This window comes from Lactobacillus sp. B4015 (genome assembly GCF_026536055.1).
Lineage (GTDB): Bacteria > Bacillota > Bacilli > Lactobacillales > Lactobacillaceae > Lactobacillus > Lactobacillus panisapium.
The window spans coordinates 49,261-71,505 of the sequence record NZ_JAFNOY010000012.1 but is presented as its reverse complement, the minus strand read 5'-3'; the positions used below and the strand labels follow the sequence as shown (position 1 = coordinate 71,505).

The following is a 22,245-nucleotide window of genomic DNA, read 5'->3' as shown; positions in this document are numbered from 1 at the left end:
ATTGTCGTGAGCATAAACTTGCCAACACGTTTAGCACGTGAAGGAGTTTGATCTTTTTTAACCATATTCTTCATATCTCTTTCAATATCAACAAATATACTATCGAACATAGTACTACTGTTCCTGATTAACCAAAGATTTTTTGCTATTCTTTTACCAAATTTAAATATTTTATTAACAATTTCAAAGTTTCTCCAGCTTACGGCTGGCACTATAAGCGAAATAAAGCGGTATCAAAATAATAAATGGCATAAAAAGAAACGAAAATACCATCAGTATTAAAATTTTTTCCGGCTTATGCCACATTTCACTTTCAGCGGTTGTTAAAACAAAAACAGCAAAGATAACTATAGTAGCTATTTCCAATAAACAGATGATTGCTAAATCTTTTGCGCCTACCATTCGATAAACAAATAGCCACATTGATGCTGGCAATAAACAAAACCAACCAGAAAAACGAAGCCAAAAAGTTATTTTTTTCCGAAATTTTTCTTGTTCCATTTTTCTCCTTACATTCAAAAAACCTTGATATAAAAACAATATCTCTAATTATATCAATGTAGTCTTTAACAGACAATTTTTTCATTATTCAAAAATTTACTTTATTTTAGCTTTCGTCATACTTTTTTCACATTTACTTTGTATACTAAGGCTGTGACATGATATGAGATAGTCTTATATCATGTCACACTCAACTTTTTGTTTTTCATTCATACTCCTCCAAGTATAAATAATGAAAAAACCGAAATGACTTTAAGGGTCATTTTCATATCTATCCCTTTCGACTCACGTGTATTACGTGGGTTTTTCTATGCCTTTAAAACTTCTAAAGAAATTCTTTACACTTTTATAAGGTATTTTCTAACTTTACTTCAGAATTAACGCTTATTATTACTAACTGTAGTAAGCGAAAAAGCTTGCTACATACTCCCACTTTTTATTTCATTCATTCTTACTCCTTCAAAGTAGATGAAAACTAACAAGGCTCGCAAATGTTGCGAGCCTTTTTCCTTTGTTATAGGATAAGCATATTAATGTATACACTTACAAACGAAAGGTCCATTAGATGTTTTCCCCCTCTATTCAGCACTTATTAGAAGAAAAATCTGGTTCATTTATTATTCCAGCTACAAGAATAGCTTTTGTTGAAGATGATAATCCTCTTTACCATGCCTTTTTAATTTTGACGAAAGTCAAATATTCGAAAATTCCTGTTCTCGACCGCAAAAGTCGTGTCGTCGGTCTACTCAGTCTAGCCATGATTACTGATAAAATGATGACAACTGACAGCATTACCCTTGAGCCATTAAATCAACTAAAAGTGCGCGACGTTATGCAAATTGAGTTTGATAAAATCAACTTTGCGCAGACGACTTTGGAAACTCAGCTGCATTTACTAGTTGATAATGCGTTTTTACCAGTAATCGATGATTATGGTGTCTTCCAAGGGTTATTAACAAGACGTGAGTGGATCAAAGCGTTTAACTATGTGGCTCATAATTTTGAGCAAAAGTACAAAGTTCTACCTAAAAAATAACAATAAATAAAAAATAACATCCGTTATTACTTTTTTACTACAATTTTTAAGAGTATTTTTTAACACCTGTACAAAATATGTACTATAATGATCTTAATAGAAATATATAATTACTATAGCTTAACTATATGGCATTTATATTACTATGTTGCTTATAATCAAATAATAACTATGTGTATTTTTTAATATGTGCTTAAACATAAATAGTTGTTGTAAAAAGTTGGCTTTATAAGCGTAAAAATAAATTGATTAAAATAAAAAACGAAGTAGGTTTCTCTTTTTATCAGTCAGAATGGAAGATACTAAGATGACAAATAAAACAATTTCTGAGCAATTAACATTTTTAATCCAAGCAATTATTAAAGATTGGACGTATCCTGGGGGGCAGGAACTAACTTTAAAGCAACGGCAAGATTTAGTTGCTCAATTAAAAAAAATCGTACATGATTCAGACGACATGAATGAAGCCAGAATAATCGCAGATGCATTTTATAAAGATAAAGTTGTCAAACACTTTAGATCTATGGATACAAACTTTTCGTGGATTTTTGAAATTATACAACACGAATTAGTTTCGGCGAGTCGTTTACAAAATTTACTACTGGATTTGGCTCATGAAGAACACTTTTCAGATAAAGGAATCAAAAAAATCAATCATTATTTTGCGGAATCGTCTGATCACGGCGATAATGACAACTTTATTACTTTGTCTTCGTCGGATGTTATTGATTCAATAAGCCGTGCTAAGACATTTCAAGTTGATCATACCGCCAAAAAAGATAGTGATACTAAAACACCGGTATCGGAAAGGGCGCAAGTTAATAATGATACGGAAATAGACGAGCCTAAAAGTCACGCTGACAACATTATTAATTTAAAAGATTATTGAAGAAAAAAGAAAGTTAAATCATTTAATACTGTTAGCTCTGCTTCTATTCAAATTTATTTGGACGGCAGCTTTCACCAAAGCAAAGTATGTTAGATTTAGCTTTCTTTTTTTGCCATTTTTAGTTCGACTAAAATTTTCAATCTAATTTAGACTTATTCTAATTAAAGTAAGTAATTTAGTGTTAAAATTGGAAGCAAATAATTTTATTTTAGTCACTGGAGGAAACAGACAATGAGTTTAAGACGGCAATGGAAGTTTATTCTTGTACTAGTAATTGGTGCAATTGGCCTTATATGCCAATTTGGCTTTCACACCAAAAATTTGTTTCAAATCGGTAACTTGCAGTTTCCGATTCAAGCACTATTGATTGATGTTGTGGGCATCATGATGACAATTTCATTATTAGGTGAAATTGTCAGTGATTTTAAATCTGGCCGTTACGGTGTTGACATCTTGGCAGTTATCGCAGTTATTTCAACTATTTTAATTGGCGATATCTGGGCAGAATGGATGATTTTAGTCATGATGACTGGTGGACAAACATTGGAAGATTATGCTACCGGCCAAGCCGACAAAGAATTAAGATCTCTTCTCAGCAATTCACCCACAATCGCTAATAAAATAGTTAATAGCGAGTTAGTGTCAGTTAAAGTAGAAGACTTAAACATTGGCGATCACGTTTTAGTCAAACCGGGCGAACAGGTTCCGGTAGACGGAAAAGTGGTCAGTGGAGAATCAAGTTTCGACCAGTCCTCATTAACTGGCGAATCCGTGCCAGTGCACAAAAATATTGGTGATGAATTAATGTCTGGCTCGATTAACGGCAGCGTAGCAGTGGAAATGGTTGTCACAAAGAAAGCAAACGATTCTGAGTACCAAACTATTGTTTCATTAGTTGAATCATCACAGGCTAAACCGGCAAAATTTGTTAAAATGGCTGATCGCTACGCTGTTCCTTTTACTATCATTTCCCTAGTAATCGGAATTGCAGCCTGGATTCATTCAGGTAATCCAATTAATTTCGCTGAAGTTATGGTAGTCGCTTCCCCTTGCCCGCTTTTAATTGCTGCACCGGTGGCTCTTGTTTCGGGCATGAGTTCAATGTCAAAACATCATATTATTGTTAAATCCGGTCCAACACTTGAAAAACTAGCTACGGCCAAGACCTTTGCCTTTGATAAAACTGGTACTTTGACTGAAAACCAACTGGTAATCGATGAGATTGTGCCTGCCAAAAGGACCTCTTTTAGCCAAGAACTACTATTAAGCTATGCTACAAGTGTTGAACAACAATCCAGCCATATTATTGCCAACTCTCTAGTTGATGTGACTGATAAAAAATTATTGAAACCTGCTACCGATATTAAGGAAACAACTAGCCAGGGAATCAGCGGGATCGTTGAAAGTCACTTAGTTAAAGTGGGTAAAATGAGCTTTGTGACTGAAGAAAAAGCAGCTCCTTCAGTTAACTCAACGGCAATTTATATTTCAGTTGATAATCAGTACGCTGGTTACATTACTTTTAAAGATCAGGTACGACCAGAAAGCCAGCAAACTATTGCTCGGTTAAAGCGGCAAAGTGGAGCTCACATCATGATGTTAACGGGTGATCACCAGGATGTAGCCGAAAAAATTGGTAAAACAGTTGGCGTGAACGATATTCGTTATAATTTATTACCTGCACAAAAAATTGAAGCAATTAAACAAGTACCAAAAGAAAAGCGTCCAGTTGTCATGACTGGTGACGGCATCAATGATGCGCCAAGTTTGACCGCTGCTGATGTTGGTATCGCCATGGGTGCTAAGGGGGCTTCTGCCGCTAGTGAAAGTGCTGATGCAATTATCATGGTCAATGATTTATCTAAAATTAATGATGCTGTAGCGATTTCTAAACATACAATGAAAGTAGCAAACGTTGATGTTTTAACTGCTATTACAATCGTGGTTATTATCGAATTAATCGCCTTTACCGGAGTTATTCCAGCTTTTTGGGGGGCAATTTTACAAGAAGTTGTTGACATGATTTCCATTAGCTTGGCTCTTTTGGCAAAAACTACACCGAAAAATCCGGCCCAAACAGGTATCGCAGAACCACAAAAATAATTTACCTACAAAAAGAACCTTGTAAATCGTTTGGTGTTCAAGGTTCTTTTTTCTTTTAAAGGTAAGTGTGGTTACATCTGAAACCATATTATTATCTTTAGTCATTTACCCTAATCAAAACCGACTCATATAAAGCCTAATGAGTTAAACAGCACATGAGTAATAACCGAATATCGCAAATCCTTTGTTTGAACGTAAACCCATGCCAAAATGCACCCTAAAAACCAATAGATCCAAATAAATTTGGTTAATCCAGGATCATGCGCAAAGCCAAAGACAAAACCACTAGCTAATATACCAACCCATTTATTGAAATTGGTATTATCAGAGAAAAACATATTAAAAAAAAGGCCACGAAAAATGGTCTCTTCAAAAACGGGCGCAATAACCGTAATCATCGGAATAAAAAAACTACCGGCGTGTTTTGAAATAGTATTAAGATCAGCTTGATTTGCTGAAGTAGTATTTACCCCAATATGAAGGATTAGTGTCAGTATGATTTCTGATAGAAGCATTAAAAATGCGGCTACCACAGCAAGCAATAATCTATTAGTTGACCAATGAGGTTTTTCGTTAAATTGCCAGTCATTTTTCTTATTCAACTGACCACAGTAATATCGCAGCAAAATAAGAAGGATTGCTAGCGTTACTACGAGTGTTAATGCTAGATAAATAACGGTATTTAGATGATAATTCTTAATTATTTTATTCGGAAAAAAATAAAATTGTTCAACCACCCCGTACATGACAAAGGCTAAAATGATGACAATTAAATTTCCTAGGAAATAAATAGCTTTTTTCATTTGACTTTTCCTTTAAAGTAACAGCCAATAAGTTAGACGATTCATTTATTATGGACGTTATTAACTCCGCGTGCAAGTTTCAAGAGGTAATTACCCAGCGACTATAATTATTCCCTGGGGAATAATTATAGTTGTTAAAGAAGGCTAAGCTCTATAAAGCTAGTACCATTATTTGTAACTACTTTGTGCGTGCTTTATTTGCTATTACTTTTCTTTTCTTTTTACTATAATAGAATTAGTCTTATTACTGACGGAGGAAATCATGAGCAATCTTTTTCAATTTTTCAGCCAAAATAAGCCATTTATTTGTTTGTCACTAATAATGTTGGCATCTTTTCTTGTTTTCTTAATTTCTTGGATAAAGGAACCACGTAGATTACTAAACGGAATTTTTTTTACAGTTTTTCTGTTAATGTTTGGCATCTGGCTGACCGTAGCAATTTTATCTACTAGTTTAAGGCCGCTAATTCTTTCTTATGAAATCCTACTAGTACTTTTTATTGGTGCAATTACCCTTATTGTCACTTTTTCTTGGTTATTCTTTCTTTGGAATGCCTATTTTGTTTGGAAACGAGAAACACACACTATGTCAAATCTCTTAACCCTATTTATCGGTATTGCCATTCTCGTCTCGTGGATTATAGCTTTAGTTGGTCCTTTCAATAACTTTCCTTCCTGGGCAAAAACACTACTATACACACCAATAGCTATCATTGATTATCTATTGTTTGTAGCTTATAATTTTTTGGTTAATTTAACGCTTTACCAAATTGTTCCACGACAATATAATCAAGATTATTTAATTGTCCTTGGTGCTGGTTTAGCCAAAGGCAATACTGTTACTCCTTTATTAGCAAGTCGTATCAATCGCGCTATCCAGTATGCGCAAAAACAAGTTGCTAAAGGACGCAAAATGCCTAAATTAATTATGTCTGGGGGTAAAGGTGGCGACGAACAAATTTCTGAAGCTGAAGCAATGTCCCAATATGCTGTTGGCCGTGGAATCAAACCCGATTACATTATTTTAGAAGCTCAATCCAAAAACACTTTTCAAAATATGAAGTATTCAGCTGCTGCTGCTTTTAATGATTTTGGTAGTAAAAATTATCGTGCTAAATTTTTCAGTAATAACTATCACATCTTTCGGGCCGCATTATTCGCTAAAAAAGCTGGCCTTAACGCTAATGGCGTGGGAGCTTATACCAGATTTTACTTTCTTCCCAACGCTATAGTAAGAGAATTCGCGGCTATCCTTGTGCTTAACAAAAAGCGTCATCTTATTATTACTTTGTTAATTATTGTTTTCTTTATTATTTATGCCCTTTTACAATTAACTGGGCTCGCTCATTAATCTAATATTCAACTTTAAGCTTAGAGCATATTTTAAGAAATATGCTTTTTGTTTTATAAAAATAATTTTTAGTTAGCAATTTTGTGGCAATAAAGTTAATATATTATAAATACTATTAACAAACTTTAGATTTATTTAATTATAAATGTTAAACTGTTTTTTATGATTATTTAACTAGAGGGAAAAGGAAAACAGCAAAATGCTTCAATTAAAGAACTTACGCAAGTCATATCATGTTGGCGATTCTGTAACCCATGCTTTGGATGACGTGTCCATTTCATTTCGAAACCAGGAATTTATAGCAATACTAGGGCCCAGTGGATCGGGCAAAACGACAATGCTAAACGTTATTGGTGGTCTTGACCGCTATGATAGCGGCGACTTGGTTATCAACGGGAAATCAACCAAAAATTTTAAGGAAACTGATTGGGACGCATATCGTAATAATTCTGTAGGCTTTGTTTTTCAGAATTACAATTTAATTTCACACTTATCAATTATCGCAAACGTTGAGTTAGGTATGAACCTATCTGGCGTTCCTGCCTCTGAGAGGCGCAAGCGTGCGATTGATGCCTTATCAAAAGTTGGCTTAAAAGATCATATCGCTAAAAACCCTAATCAGTTATCTGGTGGACAAATGCAACGGGTCGCAATTGCTCGTGCACTTGCCAATAATCCCGACATTCTTTTGTGTGACGAGCCCACGGGTGCTTTAGATACTGAAACTTCGGTGCAAATCATGAAATTAATCAAGGAGTTGTCGAAAGATCGTCTTGTTGTCATGGTTACTCACAATTCTGATCTAGCTAAAGAATATGCAACTAGAATCGTTAATTTCCAAGATGGCCAAGTTTTAGATGACTCAAACCCGTTTACACCTATTAATGAAAAAGACACGTTTAATTTAAAGCGGACAAAAATGTCATATTGGAATGCCATCAAGCTGAGCTTTACCAACATCATGACTAAAAAGGGGCGTACCACTTTAACCGCATTTGCCTCTAGTATAGGGATTATATCAATTGCCATTGTCTTGTCCCTGTCCAACGGTTTTCAAAAACAAATTGATACTACTATGAGCAAAGCCTTGGCGAAGTATCCGGTAACAATTACGAAAACCGAAACTGACCTCAATAGTATTAGAGATCGTGACGAAGCTGACAAAGAAAAAAATGTTAAAAATCGGGGTTATATCATCGCTAAACAGGATAGACTACTAAAATCCTCCCATGAAAACAAAATTACGCGCGAATACATCAATTATGTTAAAAAAATCAATCCCAAATATGCCAATAATATTTCTTATCAAGTTGGTGCTAATCTTAATTTAATTGGTAATGATAATGGCCAGATAAAACCTGTCCAGTTTTCACCTCTGCCAGCCGGAACTGCCGCCTCCCAAGCTTACGAACAAATGCAGTCCCAAGCTGCTAGCATTTCCTTTATGGGTTCATCAGTTTTTCCAACTTCACTTGATCAAAGCAAAGGAAACTTCCTTAAAGATAATTACCAGCTTCTTTCCGGAACATGGCCCAAAAAGGCAACCGATTTAGTTATGGTAGTAGATAATAAAAATTCGCTTAATCTTAATGTTCTGAAGAACATCGGCATTAAGATAAAGTCAGGTGAAAAAATAGACTATCACAAGGTGATCGGCAAAGAATTTAAAGTAGTTTCTAACAATAATTATTATCAAGAATTACCGACTGGCATGTTTATTCCTAAAAAGCCTGATAGGGCGATGTATGGTAATAGCAAAATTAAATTGCGTCTAGTCAGCGTAATTCGACCCAAAAGTGCGGATTCAATGGCCTTGCTTTCTGAAGGCATTGTCTACAGCGATAAATTAGCTGTTAAAATCATTAATGAGAATCAAAACTCTGATATTGTTAAAGCTCAGAAAAAAACTTCTCGCAATGTTATGACTGGACAAAATATGAATGCCGCTGTTAAGAAGCAAATGATGCAATCAATCGGCGGTTCTAGTCTTCCCGCCGGGATTATGATCTACTCTAATGATTTTGACTCTAAAGACAAGGTTTTAGACTACCTTGATAAGTGGAACAAGGGTAAAAAGAAAAAAGATCAGATCCTTTACACTGATATGTCTAGCGCGGTTACTTCCATGACTGGTGGTTTACTCAGCGGAATTACAACTGTGCTAGTCGCCTTTGCAGCAATTTCACTCATAACCTCGATGATTATGATTGGTATTTTAACTTACACATCTGTGCTAGAGCGAACCAAAGAAATTGGAATTTTAAAGGCCCTTGGAGCAAGAAAGAAAGATATCACACGAGTATTCGATGCCGAAACGTTTATCTTAGGAATTTTTTCTGGTGTATTAGGTGTTGTCATCGCTCAATTGCTTGTTTTCCCGATTAATAGTATCTTGTATTCGATCACTAACCTTGCAAATGTTGCGCAACTTAATCCCCTTCACGCGCTAATCTTAATAGTTATTTCTACTATTTTAACCGTGTTAGGCGGGCACTTACCTGCACGAATGGCAGCTAAGAAAGATGCAGCGATTGCTTTAAGAAGTGAATAAAACCGTTAAAAGCAATTATTATGTTACATGTGAAACATAATAATTGCTTTTTCCCTGCTTAAATTTTTTTGAATAAATATCATGTTTCTTTTTGTAGCTAGTTGACAAATTGGTATATGCCAATTTATAATAAATTTATGATATTTTGGAGGCGTAATTATGAAAATCATCGTTACAGATAGTAAAGAAAATGGCAGCACTAAAGGTTTTAAGCTTTTTGAAAAAAGCATTAACAACGGTGCTAAGGTAATCGGCTTAGCTACTGGCTCTACCCCAGTAGGCCTATATCATGAATGGACTGAAAGTGATCTTGATAATACCAACTTGATCAGTATTAATCTAGATGAATATGTTGGCTTAACTTCTGATAATGATCAAAGTTATCATTACTTCATGCAAAAAAATTTGTTTGCAAAGAAACCTTTTAAAAAGTCATACATTCCTGATGGTATTAAAGCAATTAACGATCCACAAGGTGCATCTGATGATTACAACCAAATTATCGCTGAAAATCCAATCGACATTCAGCTTCTAGGTTTAGGTCAAAACGGTCATATTGCTTTTAACGAACCAGGAACACCTTTTGATTCGGTAACTCATGAAGTTAAATTGACTGAAAATACCATTGAAGCCAATTCACGTTTCTTTAGTAAGATTGAAGATGTGCCAAAATCTGCAATTTGTATGGGTATTGCAAATATCATGGCAGCAAAAGAGATTGTCATTATGGCCTTTGGTGAAAACAAAGCGGATGCTGTTAAGAAGATGGTTGAAGGCCCTGTAACCGAAGATGTACCTGCTTCAATTTTGCAAAAACATGATAATGTAACACTTATTGTCGATAATGCTGCTGCAAGTAAGCTTAGTGCTAGTGCAAAGAATTAGATAATAAATTAACAAAGATAGAAAAAAGATGCATTAATGCATCTTTTTTTGTGTCCTAAAACAATAAATTCTAAGCAGATATAAATTGGTGCATATCGCTAGGCTAACAAAATAATCCGTATTATGATTAAGTTGAATCATGAGAGGATGGTGATAAGTTGAAGCGAAGTAAAAAGTGGTTACTGGTAGTGTTAATGATTTTATTATTACCCTTGCCAATTTACTTTCTATGGGAAACTAGTGGTTTTTGGCAAAAGTATTTAAAGATTAAACTACCCAGTATGGGGACACTAAATCCAGTACTAGAATGGTATTTAATCGTTGTCAGCGCTGTTGTCCTTTTAGTTTTAATTATTAGTTTATTAGTTGTCCTATTTTGGCCTGTTCAAAGGTACTTTATTTTGATTCACAAGCATGACGGACAAGTCAAAGTTACTAGCAAAGCAATTAATGGCTACGTCATGAATTCATTGGCAGATTTGCCTTTTATTAATAAAGTCAAGGTTGATTCAAAACTCACTAATCATAAGATCAACATCAAAATTAGTGGTAATCTTGGGCGCGGTGAAAATGTCAGTGCCCTTCTCGAAAATTACTTAGAAGAGTTAAAGAACAACCTTAACCGGTTATTGGGAATTGAACAGAAGCCAAAGATCAAAATCAAATTTGTTAATTATCAAAACCCCGATAAACCAGAGACGCGCGTTCAATAAAGGAGGCTGAAATGAACGAAATTTTACAAAAACACCTCCCAGAAATATGCGGTGCTGTAATCGGCTTGTTACTAGCATTTTGTTTTTTGGGACTAGGATTTTTTAAAACTATTTTTGTAGTCGTAATGTTAGTAGTTGGTTTTTTAGTCGGACACTATTGGCCCCTGCTGAAAAGTCTTGTAAGTAAACAATAATTGAAAGGAACTTAATATGGTACAAAATAATAATCAAAGTAGTGCAAACAACTCAAGCAGCTCAAAGCAAGAAATTAAGGGCGACTTAAAGTATGACGAAAAAGTCATTCAAAAGATTATTGGTATTGCTCTCTCAGATGTTAAAGGCTTATTGGATGTTAACGGCGGCTTTTTCTCAAACTTAGCTGACAAGATTGTTAACAACGATGATGTTACCAATGGTGTTAATGTTGAAGTTGGTAAAAAGCAAGTAGCAGTTGATATCGAAATTATTGCTGAATACGGTGTTGAAATTCCTAAACTTTATGATGAAATCAGACAAAAGATTTACGACAAGGTTAAGGAAATGACGGGCTTAGACACGGTTGAAGTTAATGTCACCGTTGTTGATATCAAGACTAAAGAAGAACACGAAAAAGATTCAGTCAGTCTGCAAGATCGGATTACCGGTGCAACACAAGATGCCAAGGATAAGATTGGCGAACAAAAAGATAAGGTTGAAGACAAAGTCGAAGATAAAAAAGAAGACCGCGTTAAATAATCACCCTTTAGCAGGATAAGTTTTAAAAAGTGAAGTAGTACACTTAAATGCTACGTCACTTTTTTGGTTTCACGTGAAACGAAGTACTTTTTATCAAAGCAAAGTAGCACAAAAGCCGTCTAATTTAGCTGGATTTTTTATGTAGCAATAACTAAATCTACCGCCATTAACAACTAAGATAACCTCTTAAATTTTATACCAGTTATTGCATAAAAATATTGCCAGTTTATTACTGTTTAAAAACAAAATAATATACCAAAAATTGACGACTGTTTTTTTAGCACTGCTCAGTTACTTGGTTTCACGTGAAACAATAACTATTGATCTAAATATTGAAAAATATTTGGTTGTACTCAGTAATTTTTTAACTATTTTATACAAAATCACTTGACTTTTTAGTGGCAATTTCAATTAACTTTTTACTTGTATGCCACTATATCTCGTATTAAACTAGATAAGAATCTATATATTGTATTTAAGAAAGAACGTGATTCAAGTTATTGTTTTAAGCGGGCCAATTGGAGCCGGTAAATCCAGTTTAACCAGTATTTTAGCCGAACATTTAGGTACTCAGGCCTTTTATGAGGGAGTTGATAATAATCCAGTTCTTCCTTTATATTACAAGGACATGAAGCGGTACACTTTTTTACTTAATATCTACTTGCTCAATCATCGGTTAGCTCAAATTAATCAGGCAGTCAGAGAAAAAAATAGCGTTTCCGATCGTTCAATTTATGAAGATGCACTCTTTTTCCAAATGAACGCTGAAAGTAAGGTTGCCGACCCTACTGAATTTAAAATTTATGACAGTCTGCTTGAAAATATGATGGAGGATACTCCTGGAAATCCAAGCAAAAAGCCTGACTTACTAATTTATATTCGCGTATCTTTAGACACAATGTTAAAACGCATTGAAAAACGTGGCCGTTCTTATGAGCAAATTAGTACTAATCCTAGTCTGAAAGATTACTACGCACGTTTGATTCGCTACTATGAACCATGGTATGAAAACTATGATGCATCTGCCAAAATAGCAATTGACGGTGATCGGTATGATTTCATCGGTAACGAAGACGCTAAAAAAGAAGTTTTGAACCAGATTGATAATAAATTGCGTGAAATCGGCAATTTGAAATAAAGAAGGAACGTGATGACAGTTATTGTTTTAAGTGGCCCAATTGGAGCCGGTAAATCCAGTCTAACCAGTATTTTAGCTAAATATTTAGGAACTAAGCCTTTCTATGAAAGTGTTGACGACAATCCTGTCTTGCCACTTTTTTATGCTGACCCTAAGAAATATGCATTTTTACTGCAAGTCTTTTTCCTAAATACACGCTTTCGTAGTATCAAAGATGCGCTAACCGATGATAACAATGTGCTTGATCGTTCCATCTATGAAGATGCACTCTTTTTCCAAATGAACGCAGACATTGGCCGCGCAACTACTGAAGAAGTTGACACCTATTATGAGCTTTTGAATAATATGATGAATGAGCTAAAGCATATGCCAAAGAAAAATCCTGACTTGCTTGTTCACATTAATGTTTCTTATGACACAATGCTCAAACGAATTCAAAAGCGTGGCCGACCATACGAACAGCTCAGTTATGACGCAACGCTTGAGAATTATTACAAACGGCTCTTACGTTATTACAAGCCATGGTATGAAAACTATGACTACTCGCCAAAAATGGAAATAAATGGCGATGAACTTGACTTTATGACGGATGAGCACGCTCGCGAAGTTGTTTTAGAGCAAATTGTTGCTAAATTAAAGGAAATGGGCAAGTTGCCTGAATCGTGGGATAAGTCAGCACCTCAGATTAGTAAGTAAGTCTAGCTGACATTTAAAAGCGTCTGGGAAAAACCCTAATGAATCAAAGCTTTATTGTACTGAGCCGTAAAAGTTAGATACTCTTACGGCTTTTTCTTGACCTCAAAAGAAAAATGCAAACTAAAAGGCCTGACGCCGATGGAATATCGACAACAGGCTATAGTTAGCAAGAAATATTGTTTGGCCAATTTTACAGTTCAGTACATAATAAACCATGATTTAATATGATTCTTTCATAAGTAAAAGTCTAAAATTATCTAAAATTATCTAAAAATGGTCATTTCTCAAACTCTTTTAATTTACCATATATTTATTGTAAAAAGGTCATTTTATCATCAATCAATGTAAAGTTGGCCAATACTCTTTATTAGCAGCGTATAATTCATCTAAAACTTTTTGACCAATATGATAGTCTGGGATTGTCTTATTTAAAACGACGGCTTCTAAAGCCACCTGATATGAACCAGACAGGGCTGCATCTACAGTACGTTTTTCATAAGCCTTTTGCAATTCCATCATTCCTTTATAGAAGGTTGGGATCTTGCCAATGTTAATTGTTTCAGCCCCCATGCTGCCAATGTATGCAGGCACTTCAACAACTGCATCAGTATCAAAATTAGCAATTGCCCCATTATTCTTTTGGTTAACTGTGAACCGCTCACGCGTGTTGTGAATGATTGCGTTGGCGATATCAACAATATAATTGCCATGAACACCAGAGTTTAACGATGATCCTTTGGCCGTGCCTGCTTTTAAAACGCGACGACATTCGTCAAAAATCCGTTTTTCACGGCCTTGCATTACCCAATCGCCACGAGTAAAGTTGACATCCGATTCAGCCATCATTACATCAGGCATTAAGTAATATTGTAAGTAGCAGTTGGGGAAGTATTCTGGGAAGCGCTTAAAGATCGTAATCATTCGTTTATAAGTATCGATCCAGTACTTATCATCAAGCGTTTCGTCATTCCATTGCGCTAACGTGTCGATTTTGCCATCCTCAACGTCTTTGCGTAAGTCTGGCAATAAATCATGACCATTTTCATCAATCATTGAAGTCCACCAGCCAAAGTGGTTCATTCCAAAGTACTTAAAAGTGATATCTTTCAAGTCTTTATGAAAGTATTGCGCAATCGCACCCTCAATTGAAATTGGCATATCACAAATACAAATAACTTTTGCTTCAGGAAATTCGCGGTAAATTGCTTCTGACAAAATCGCTTCTGGATTCGTGTAGTTGAGAATCCAAGCGTCCGGACAAATTTCTTTGACTTTTTTAATGATGTCAATAATTGCTGGAATAACTCTCATTGCAAACGAGAAGCCACCCAAACCGCAAGTTTCCTGCCCGATAACGCCATTACGAATGCAAATTTTTTCATCAATCGCACGCTGTTTATTTAGACCTGGACGAATCTGCATAAAGAGATAGTTCGCACCTTGCAAAGCTTCATCGAGATTAGTTGTATAAGAGACTTTGACCGGTGAGCCTGTTTCTTTGTAGTACATTTTAGTATATTGACCTAAGAGCGATACACGTTCTTTATCAGTGTCATACAAAACCAGTTCATTCATTTCCAGGTCTGCAGATCTTTGCCGTAAAACTTCCAAAATACTTGGTGATTGAGTTGAGCCACCACCGATAATTACAAATTTATTTGCCATAATTATATACCTTCCAGTTTATTTAGTTTTGCGTTGAATGTTGCTTTAAATATTCTAAATACTTGTCTACTTTTTCATGAACTTCTTCAACACCAACTCCCAAAACAATTTGAATATTATTATCCTTTTGCATAATGCCACTAGCACCAGTTTTATGTTTTAACAATTCCATATTCAATTTATTTGCGTCTTTTACATCAACCCGCAAACGAGTATAACAATTAATCATGCTACTAATATTATCTGGACCACCCAAACCAGCTACAATGTTTTTAGTCTGGTTATCAAAATGTTTAGTGGAGACTGAATTATTTTTAGCCTCATTTTCAAATTCAACTTGGTCTTCTTCTTCATCTTCGGTTTCTGCACCATTCAAAAGTGCAGGATCAGCATTCGCACGTCCGATTGTTGGAATGTTAAAGCGTTTGATAACATAGACGAAAACAAAATATTCAAGCAAAGCAGTAATGACGAACATGATCGGAATCAAATACTGATGTCCGAGCCTTGCCGGAAAAGCAAAACTATTAATAATCATGTTAATTCCGGTATCGAACTGAATATCAATTCCTACTAAGTTGGTTAAGAATAAGCTAATACCGTAGACAACTGCGTGTGCTAGCCAGAGAATCGGTGAAAGAAAGAGAAACATGAATTCAAGTGGTTCCGTTACCCCTGCCAAAAACGCAGTTGTTACAGTCGGAATTAAAATTGCTGCAACCTTTTGCCGATTTTTAGGCGTAGCCATTTTCCAGAATGCAAATGCAATTCCGATCGGTAAAGAGATTGAGCCAAAGTTAGACAAATAGCCAATCGAAGGATGCATTGCAGTAATATGACTAGGGTTGCCTAATTCTGCCAACCAAATGTTAAATGCACCGGTATATAACTTACCAGCAATTTTTGCTGTGCCCCCTAACGGAGTATAAAACAATGGCATCCATAAGAAGTGATGCAAGCCTACTGGCAATAGCAACCGATTTAGCAGTCCATACAGGAAAAAGCCAATTGAACCAGTAGTTGACATTACTTTAACAATATCCTCAATCAAAGTGTTGATTGCTGGCCATACATAAGTAATTACAATAGCAAACAAGATAGTTACAAAGACTAGAATAATATAAACTGATTTTGTACCAGCATAAGGTGAAAGATACTTGTGTAGTTTGATATTACCCCATTTATTGACCATCCAACCAACTAAAATTCCCAAGATAATTCCTAAAAAGACACCCATATCAGTAACTTGAACACCAAAGACCATGTTTTGTCCAGTTCCATATAACCCCTGAGTACCTGGCTTTGCTAACCGATGAGTCAGTTGAAGCCATGAATTATTGGCGAATAAAAAGATTAAATAAGTTACTATTCCCAAAATAGCTGCATCAGTCTTATATTTTGGTTTTGCTAAAGCTGTTGCAATTCCAACACAGAAAATACAGCTTAATTGTCCAATCATGCCACTTGATAAGATATTATAAATAAAATTACCGGTATCTTTAAAAATAGTTGGCATTAAATCTAGCTTTAATATGGCACAAACAGATAAAATGATTCCTGTCACAGCCATGAACATAACTGGTTGAATAATTGCCCGCGAAAAAACATTTGCGGACTTCATAAACTTGCCTTTCACAATTATTACCTCCCTTTGTTAAGTATCAATCGTTACCGCTTTACACAATAGGATAAGGAATAACCTCAATTCCATTATCACGCAGTTGGGCTTTAAAGGTTGAATCGCATAAAATTGCTACTTCCTTAATTCTTGGTACATTAAACGAGGAACCAAAGTAGAGCGTCTCGTCAACAAATGCGGGATGAACCATAAATTCTGTTACTTCATCCTCTTTTAGCCGGTCAAGCACTACTTGAATTTCTTGCAGGCATTGCTTTTGATCAGCATGATATGACTTTTCTAAACTACGAATATGTGGATAATTCATTAAGTCATCAAAGCCCTCAATTTTTCTTTGGAAAGACAAATTAACCTGTTTTTCAATATCATAGCAGTTTCTCACTGGCAACCGATACTTAGTGGATATCCGCTCAGTAATATCTAAATTTTCAGCAAATGAATGAATGTGATGATGGCTATCCAAATGAGTCAACTTTATTCCTTGCTCTAATAAGTAATCAACTTGAGCACACCACTCCTTGTAAATCTCTTCAGGATCCATCGTTTCTCTATGAGCTTCATAACCTGGTAAATGATAAAATTCACCATTTTCGTCAACCAAAGTTTTTACCTTTGTTAGAGGTTTGCCAGTAGTGATATTCAGGTGACACCCAACTCCCAAATCAGGATTTTCTTTTGCAAGCTTAATCGCTTCCTGGCAACCTGGCATATTTGCCATTAATGTTGTTGATGAAACCATTCCATCTTTAAAAGCCTTAATAACACCACGATTTACAGCTAACGAATAGCCAAAATCATCAGCATTAATAATAACTTGCTTCATTCAATCACAGCCTTTCTTTTTTGATTTAATTTTATTAAGCGCTTTCTTTTAACAAAACTAATATAGTATAATTAAAAAGCTTCTACAATATGTCTTTTCCTTTTTGATATCGTTTTCAAAAATAGAAAATATTTTCAGATAGGTTGAAATTATGACACAAATTTTTCAGATCGATCGTTTATTCCCCAATAATAGTCTCCGCTCACAGGACATTCCCATTATTGAGTCAATTATTAACTCAATTACAACTAAAAAATCATTGGATATTCGAACTCTAGCACAAAAGAACTATATTTCCCCCGCTTCGATTAGTCGAATCGTTCGACGTGCCGGGTTCAGTAACTTCAAAGAGTTTATTTTCTTTTTATCCTCGCAGTTCAAAACGGAACCGTTAACTTCTTTTAACAATCTCCCTTTTGTTCACTGTAATCACGGCCCTGAGAAAATCGCAGCTTTTTTTAAAAAAATTCGTCAACAAAAGCGAGTTTATCTTTTTGGAGAAGGGTTTTGCACGATTTTAGTAAAATATGTCTACCGCAAGTTGCTACTCAAACGTATCTATGGTATTGATTTAGATGGAGTGGAAATTTCAATTGCTTCTGATCAAGCACCACACACGTTGATTACTTTTTCCCAATCTGGTGAAAATAAAAATGGTTTAATTAAAATTGCTGGTTGCAAAAAAGACGGCGGTAACATTATCACTATCACTGCCTCAGCAAATAGTACATATGCTTCAGTGGGAGATCTGTCTTTTATCGTGGATAGCGGAACAAATAACCCTGATCCTGAAAACGTCAGCCTCAATTTTTTCTATGGCAACACCATTAACCTACTTGAAAACCTCATTAATCAATACGTTTAAGACTAGTTATACTTAAGACAGTCTGTAACCATTTAAAACTTTTCCAAAACAAAAATCCTACTGAAATCATGTAGTGCTCCTGATAGTCAGGTTAATGTCTAACCTTTTAATTGCTCTTCAATTTTTCAGTAGGAACTTTTATTTTTCTTGGCTTATTCAAGCATAATAATCTAAATTAATTTTGCCAAAGATTAGCTTCATTTGGTCCAGTAAAGGTTTGATTAAGCAAAGAATTTGTTTTTGGATCAAAAGCGATTGTCTGGTTTGGTTTCCAGCGATTAATAAAATAAATCTGTCCGCCATAATCTAATTTCTGCCACTGTGCACTCCAATTGGTTGCTGGAACATGACCATGTTCCACATAATTCTTCATGCTTTCGATATGCAATAGTTCCTTGCTCTTTGCATTCTGAATCAAAAAGTACTTTCCTTTTGGAACTAATTGCCATTTCGAATAGTCTGATGACATATCAGTTAAACTTACTTGATCCTTATTTGGATCAAGTGTCAGATATTTTTTACTAGGAATATTCTGTAAAGTCTTTTTAGGGATAGCATAGCCACCATTCTTTTTGTAGACTCTAAAATAATCAATCGACCAGGATTTAGGAAACGTTGCATTTCCTTTACCAGAACCAGCATCAGTATAGATATTCAAAATTGTACCCATTGGATAATCTGGTGCTTCATTAATTTGACGATATAATTTACCATCATAATAAAACTTTAAGGACCCAGGTTCCCAATCTAAACCATAAGTATGATAGTCTTGGGTTGGATTACCACTTGGCACAGGGTCCTCATGCAATTCCCAATCGGTTTCAAAGAATGGATCATTCCAACCAAAGGCAGCAATTCGCCAAGTTTTTGGCTTACTAAAAAATGACTCAATTACATCGATTTCTGCTGTTTGCTGTGAATGAAACCAGTCATTAGTGTCATTTTGCATACCTACCATCCACCAAGCTTGATGTCCACCGCCACCAACATCTGAAAATTTTGCACGCAATTCAAAATAACCGTATGTTGTAGTATAACCTTCCCAAGTCTTTTGATTACTTAAGATTTGATCGGTACCACTAAAATTATGAACCCAATTTTTATTAAACGACATAATCGCACTAGACTTGACCGTACCATCCAAGGCTGGAGACCATGGTTGCTGATCTTTTGCAATATACTCGATCAATTTGCCATCGGCAAAACGATAATTTGCTTTAGCTTTGCTGGGATCAGAAGCCCAATGAGGTAAATAGTAATCTGTCCATTTAGATTTATCCAAAGTTGGACCATTAAATTCATCATCAAAATCAAGCGTATACCCTGGTTTACTTGGTACAGTTTCGGCTGTAGCAACGGTAGGCAACAGCAAGCCAATTAGTAATAAACCAGCACTTAAAGATATAATTATTGATAATTTCTTCATTTATGTAACCCCTTTCATTGTTGATTACAAAAAATATATCATATTTTTCTAGAAAAGCAAATATTCAAATTTTAAGCCATTTAAACTGAATTATAAAAACGACAATAAACGTACTAATTTAACTCTAGATAAATTTAATAAATATAACTAGCATTTACTAGATTCTAAAGTTGTTAAACCGTTTAACATATTTATGCTATCCTAAATGTATCTTTTTTGTGTACTTGCAATCAGATATACTATTTTTGAATTCGAGGAGAACACAATGAACTATATTATCTCAATCATGCCTTCTCTATTTTTTGGCGCAAAAATGACGCTAATCCTCTTTATATGGACACTAGTTATCTCTATTCCTCTTGGCATCATTGTCAGCTTAGGCTTAGTCTCACACTTTAAACCATTACGCCTAGTCTTGAAATTTTATATATGGATTATGCGGGGAACGCCGCTGTTATTACAATTAATTTTTATTTTTTACGGTTTGCCAATTATTGGTATCATTTTTCAGAGATACAATGCTGCCCTTTTTGCATTTGTTTTAAACTATACCGCGTATTTTGCCGAAATTTTTCGGGGTGGTTTTCAATCTGTTCCAGCTGGGCAATATGAGAGTGCGCACGTATTGCAATTAACATACTGGCAGACTCTGCGACATATTATTATTCCGCAAGTAAGCAAAATTGTTATTCCGTCAATTGGTAACGAGGTAATTAATCTGGTAAAAGATACCTCGTTAGTGTACGTTATCGGCCTAGGCGAACTGCTACGAGCTGGGAATGTGGCAACTGCACGTGACGTAACCCTTGTTCCATTGGTCTTAGTAGGCATAATTTACTTATTAATGACAGGAATTGCTTCATTTGTATTGAAAAAGATTGAACATAATTACTCTAAATGGAAATAGAGAAAAGGAACTATCATGCTTGAATTAAGAGATATTACCAAAAAATTTGGTTCCCGTGTCATCCTAAACAAATTAAACTTAACTATTCCTGACGGACAGATTTTAGCAATTGTTGGCCATTCCGGTGCAGGAAAAACAACCTTACTGCGCTGCTTAAGCGGTCTTGAAAAAATTGATTCCGGTCACTTCTTCTGGAATAAGCATGAATTTGACCCAGCCGTTCCTAACCAAAAGAGTCAAATTATTGGTGTCGTCTTTCAAAATTACGAATTATTTCCTAATTTGACCGTTAAAGACAACATTACTTTGGCACCTATATTAGTCCGCAAAGAAGACCGTAAATTAGCAGAGCAAAAAGCGCAAGAATTGTTGGAGCAGCTTGACCTGATTGGTAAAGATTCACTTTACCCCTACCAACTTTCAGGCGGTCAGCAGCAACGGGTTGCTATTGCCCGCGCTCTTGCAATGGCTCCAAGGATTTTATGCTATGACGAACCAACATCTGCTCTAGACCCTGCTTTACGTACAAAAGTCGGCGAAATAATCCTTCAGTTAAAACGAGATCATGGTATGACCCAGATCATTGTTACTCATGACATGGATTTTGCCAATCAAGTTGCTGATCGTATTTTTACAGTCAAGGCTTTGGATAACGGAGAAAGCTATGAAAATGAAGACTAAACGATTTCCAGCCCTCATAATTCTAGTTTTAGCACTAGTAATGTTATCTGGGTGCAGTGGCATTTCTTTCAACAAACGAGCTAACACGGTCGATAATTGGTCTCATATTAAGCAACGAGGCTATGTTATTGTCGGTGTTGACGATACATTTGTGCCAATGGATTTCCAACAAAAAAACGGTCGGTTAACGGGTTATGATGTCGATTTAGCAAATGCTGTCTTTAAGTTATACGGCTTAAAGGTCAGTTTTCAAACAATTGACTGGTCAATGAATACAACTGAGCTGCGCAACGGTACAATTGATTTAATTTGGAATGGTTTTAGTAAAACACCGGCAAGAAAGAAAAAAGTAAGGTTTAGCAAAACCTATTTATATAGTAGTCAAGTTTTAGTTGCATTACGCCGGAATAAAATCTTTAAGCCAGCTGATATGAAACAACAAACACTCGGAGTGCAATCCGGATCATCTGGTTACAACGATGTCATGAATTATCCCCGTGTTTTTATTAACAGAATTAAAGGACACGATCCAATTCTCTACGATTCCTTCACCAATGCCTTTATTGATCTAAATGCTGGTCGTATTCAAGGTCTATTAATAGATAGCACCTACGCAAATTATTATATTTCACACGAGAAAAAACCAGAATTATTTTCTGAAGTCGACAGTCCTTTCCCCAAAGAAGAATTTGCAGTTGGAATGCGGAAAAGCGATACAACTTTATGCCGAAAAGTCAATGCAGGTCTAGAAGAGCTCGCACGAAATGGTACTTTAGACCGAATCAACCGTAAATGGTTTGGCAACAAAGCACAATCACCTTTATTAAAAGCAAAGTGA

Annotated in this window: 21 protein-coding genes; 15 read left to right on the top strand and 6 right to left on the bottom strand. The window is 35.4% G+C overall.

Annotation, left to right across the window (positions count from 1 at the left end; genetic code table 11):
* Positions 1 to 183 precede the first annotated feature (183 nt).
* Positions 184 to 501 (bottom strand): hypothetical protein, encoded by a 318-nt coding sequence (locus tag J3U71_RS10830; RefSeq protein WP_103752601.1) that lies wholly within the window; start codon positions 499 to 501, stop codon positions 184 to 186.
* 565 nt (positions 502 to 1,066) lie between these two features.
* Between J3U71_RS10830 and cbpB the strand changes: the two genes are divergently transcribed.
* The 3 genes from cbpB (at position 1,067) to J3U71_RS10815 (ending at position 4,529) form a co-directional block, all read left to right on the top strand.
* Complete coding sequence (cbpB, locus tag J3U71_RS10825; RefSeq protein ID WP_220268770.1) at positions 1,067 to 1,537, top strand: cyclic-di-AMP-binding protein CbpB; 471 nt, start codon at positions 1,067 to 1,069, stop codon at positions 1,535 to 1,537.
* 307 nt (positions 1,538 to 1,844) lie between these two features.
* Positions 1,845 to 2,426 carry a hypothetical protein gene (locus tag J3U71_RS10820; RefSeq protein ID WP_267394283.1) on the top strand — a complete coding sequence of 194 codons (582 nt, stop codon included), beginning with the start codon at positions 1,845 to 1,847 and terminating at the stop codon, positions 2,424 to 2,426.
* 231 nt (positions 2,427 to 2,657) lie between these two features.
* The gene (locus J3U71_RS10815) at positions 2,658 to 4,529 is read left to right on the top strand and encodes a heavy metal translocating P-type ATPase (RefSeq protein WP_220268772.1); all 1,872 of its coding nucleotides are present in this window, start codon (positions 2,658 to 2,660) and stop codon (positions 4,527 to 4,529) included.
* Positions 4,530 to 4,654: 125 nt separating this feature from the next.
* Here J3U71_RS10815 and J3U71_RS10810 read toward each other — a convergent pair whose 3' ends face one another.
* Positions 4,655 to 5,332 (bottom strand): CPBP family intramembrane glutamic endopeptidase, encoded by a 678-nt coding sequence (locus J3U71_RS10810; protein WP_267394278.1) that lies wholly within the window; start codon positions 5,330 to 5,332, stop codon positions 4,655 to 4,657.
* Between the two features lie 259 nt (positions 5,333 to 5,591).
* Between J3U71_RS10810 and J3U71_RS10805 the strand changes: the two genes are divergently transcribed.
* From J3U71_RS10805 to J3U71_RS10770, 8 genes are all read left to right on the top strand, one after another.
* Positions 5,592 to 6,683, top strand: a complete 1,092-nt coding sequence (locus J3U71_RS10805) for a YdcF family protein (protein ID WP_416381441.1) — start codon at positions 5,592 to 5,594, stop codon at positions 6,681 to 6,683.
* Between the two features lie 199 nt (positions 6,684 to 6,882).
* Entirely contained in the window at positions 6,883 to 9,234 is a 2,352-nt protein-coding gene (locus tag J3U71_RS10800; RefSeq protein WP_267394274.1) for an ATP-binding cassette domain-containing protein, read from the top strand.
* 159 nt (positions 9,235 to 9,393) lie between these two features.
* The gene (locus J3U71_RS10795; protein ID WP_220268776.1) at positions 9,394 to 10,119 is read left to right on the top strand and encodes a glucosamine-6-phosphate deaminase; all 726 of its coding nucleotides are present in this window, start codon (positions 9,394 to 9,396) and stop codon (positions 10,117 to 10,119) included.
* Positions 10,120 to 10,277: 158 nt separating this feature from the next.
* Complete coding sequence (amaP, locus tag J3U71_RS10790; RefSeq protein ID WP_103752609.1) at positions 10,278 to 10,832, top strand: alkaline shock response membrane anchor protein AmaP; 555 nt, start codon at positions 10,278 to 10,280, stop codon at positions 10,830 to 10,832.
* An 11-nt stretch (positions 10,833 to 10,843) separates the two neighbouring features.
* Entirely contained in the window at positions 10,844 to 11,026 is a 183-nt protein-coding gene (locus tag J3U71_RS10785) for a DUF2273 domain-containing protein (RefSeq protein ID WP_103752610.1), read from the top strand.
* A 16-nt stretch (positions 11,027 to 11,042) separates the two neighbouring features.
* Positions 11,043 to 11,567: an Asp23/Gls24 family envelope stress response protein gene (locus tag J3U71_RS10780; RefSeq protein WP_103752611.1), complete on the top strand. Its 525-nt coding sequence runs from the start codon at positions 11,043 to 11,045 to the stop codon at positions 11,565 to 11,567.
* 487 nt (positions 11,568 to 12,054) lie between these two features.
* A complete protein-coding gene (locus tag J3U71_RS10775) occupies positions 12,055 to 12,705 on the top strand; it encodes a deoxynucleoside kinase (protein WP_267394290.1) in 651 nt (216 codons plus the stop codon).
* Positions 12,706 to 12,717: 12 nt separating this feature from the next.
* Positions 12,718 to 13,401, top strand: a complete 684-nt coding sequence (locus tag J3U71_RS10770; RefSeq protein WP_267394272.1) for a deoxynucleoside kinase — start codon at positions 12,718 to 12,720, stop codon at positions 13,399 to 13,401.
* Between the two features lie 339 nt (positions 13,402 to 13,740).
* Here J3U71_RS10770 and J3U71_RS10765 read toward each other — a convergent pair whose 3' ends face one another.
* Genes J3U71_RS10765 through J3U71_RS10755 form a run of 3 tightly spaced genes read right to left on the bottom strand, consistent with a single transcriptional unit; the run spans position 13,741 to position 17,528 of the window.
* Entirely contained in the window at positions 13,741 to 15,066 is a 1,326-nt protein-coding gene (locus tag J3U71_RS10765) for a 6-phospho-alpha-glucosidase (protein WP_267394270.1), read from the bottom strand.
* Between the two features lie 22 nt (positions 15,067 to 15,088).
* On the bottom strand, positions 15,089 to 16,702 hold the full coding sequence (locus J3U71_RS10760; protein WP_267394268.1) for a PTS transporter subunit EIIC: 1,614 nt from the start codon (positions 16,700 to 16,702) through the stop codon (positions 15,089 to 15,091).
* Positions 16,703 to 16,742: 40 nt separating this feature from the next.
* Positions 16,743 to 17,528, bottom strand: a complete 786-nt coding sequence (locus J3U71_RS10755; protein WP_267394265.1) for a carbohydrate deacetylase — start codon at positions 17,526 to 17,528, stop codon at positions 16,743 to 16,745.
* A gap of 151 nt (positions 17,529 to 17,679) precedes the next feature.
* On the opposite strand from J3U71_RS10755, the gene J3U71_RS10750 reads away from it, so the two are divergent.
* Positions 17,680 to 18,393, top strand: a complete 714-nt coding sequence (locus J3U71_RS10750) for a MurR/RpiR family transcriptional regulator (RefSeq protein ID WP_267394264.1) — start codon at positions 17,680 to 17,682, stop codon at positions 18,391 to 18,393.
* Between the two features lie 175 nt (positions 18,394 to 18,568).
* Here J3U71_RS10750 and J3U71_RS10745 read toward each other — a convergent pair whose 3' ends face one another.
* The gene (locus J3U71_RS10745; RefSeq protein WP_267394263.1) at positions 18,569 to 19,819 is read right to left on the bottom strand and encodes a glycoside hydrolase family 16 protein; all 1,251 of its coding nucleotides are present in this window, start codon (positions 19,817 to 19,819) and stop codon (positions 18,569 to 18,571) included.
* A 265-nt stretch (positions 19,820 to 20,084) separates the two neighbouring features.
* On the opposite strand from J3U71_RS10745, the gene J3U71_RS10740 reads away from it, so the two are divergent.
* Genes J3U71_RS10740 through J3U71_RS10730 form a run of 3 tightly spaced genes read left to right on the top strand, consistent with a single transcriptional unit; the run spans position 20,085 to position 22,245 of the window.
* On the top strand, positions 20,085 to 20,726 hold the full coding sequence (locus tag J3U71_RS10740) for an amino acid ABC transporter permease (RefSeq protein ID WP_267394261.1): 642 nt from the start codon (positions 20,085 to 20,087) through the stop codon (positions 20,724 to 20,726).
* A 15-nt stretch (positions 20,727 to 20,741) separates the two neighbouring features.
* Positions 20,742 to 21,407 carry an amino acid ABC transporter ATP-binding protein gene (locus tag J3U71_RS10735; RefSeq protein ID WP_267394259.1) on the top strand — a complete coding sequence of 222 codons (666 nt, stop codon included), beginning with the start codon at positions 20,742 to 20,744 and terminating at the stop codon, positions 21,405 to 21,407.
* Positions 21,397 to 22,245: an amino acid ABC transporter substrate-binding protein gene (locus J3U71_RS10730; protein WP_267394288.1), complete on the top strand. Its 849-nt coding sequence runs from the start codon at positions 21,397 to 21,399 to the stop codon at positions 22,243 to 22,245. Before J3U71_RS10735 ends, J3U71_RS10730 begins: the two co-directional genes overlap by 11 nt.

Bases quoted from the DNA above. Each gene is read 5' to 3' on its own strand.
- J3U71_RS10755 (WP_267394265.1), bottom strand. From the start codon at position 17,528: ATGAAGCAAGTTATTATTAATGCTGATGATTTTGGCTATTCGTTAGCT.
- J3U71_RS10740 (WP_267394261.1), top strand. From the start codon at position 20,085: ATGAACTATATTATCTCAATCATGCCTTCTCTATTTTTTGGCGCAAAA.
- J3U71_RS10800 (WP_267394274.1), top strand. From the start codon at position 6,883: ATGCTTCAATTAAAGAACTTACGCAAGTCATATCATGTTGGCGATTCT.
- J3U71_RS10830 (WP_103752601.1), bottom strand. From the start codon at position 501: ATGGAACAAGAAAAATTTCGGAAAAAAATAACTTTTTGGCTTCGTTTT.
- J3U71_RS10810 (WP_267394278.1), bottom strand. From the start codon at position 5,332: ATGAAAAAAGCTATTTATTTCCTAGGAAATTTAATTGTCATCATTTTA.
- J3U71_RS10750 (WP_267394264.1), top strand. From the start codon at position 17,680: ATGACACAAATTTTTCAGATCGATCGTTTATTCCCCAATAATAGTCTC.
- J3U71_RS10730 (WP_267394288.1), top strand. From the start codon at position 21,397: ATGAAGACTAAACGATTTCCAGCCCTCATAATTCTAGTTTTAGCACTA.
- J3U71_RS10815 (WP_220268772.1), top strand. From the start codon at position 2,658: ATGAGTTTAAGACGGCAATGGAAGTTTATTCTTGTACTAGTAATTGGT.
- J3U71_RS10785 (WP_103752610.1), top strand. From the start codon at position 10,844: ATGAACGAAATTTTACAAAAACACCTCCCAGAAATATGCGGTGCTGTA.
- J3U71_RS10770 (WP_267394272.1), top strand. From the start codon at position 12,718: ATGACAGTTATTGTTTTAAGTGGCCCAATTGGAGCCGGTAAATCCAGT.
- J3U71_RS10820 (WP_267394283.1), top strand. From the start codon at position 1,845: ATGACAAATAAAACAATTTCTGAGCAATTAACATTTTTAATCCAAGCA.
- cbpB (WP_220268770.1), top strand. From the start codon at position 1,067: ATGTTTTCCCCCTCTATTCAGCACTTATTAGAAGAAAAATCTGGTTCA.
- J3U71_RS10765 (WP_267394270.1), bottom strand. From the start codon at position 15,066: ATGGCAAATAAATTTGTAATTATCGGTGGTGGCTCAACTCAATCACCA.
- J3U71_RS10780 (WP_103752611.1), top strand. From the start codon at position 11,043: ATGGTACAAAATAATAATCAAAGTAGTGCAAACAACTCAAGCAGCTCA.
- J3U71_RS10795 (WP_220268776.1), top strand. From the start codon at position 9,394: ATGAAAATCATCGTTACAGATAGTAAAGAAAATGGCAGCACTAAAGGT.
- J3U71_RS10745 (WP_267394263.1), bottom strand. From the start codon at position 19,819: ATGAAGAAATTATCAATAATTATATCTTTAAGTGCTGGTTTATTACTA.
- J3U71_RS10735 (WP_267394259.1), top strand. From the start codon at position 20,742: ATGCTTGAATTAAGAGATATTACCAAAAAATTTGGTTCCCGTGTCATC.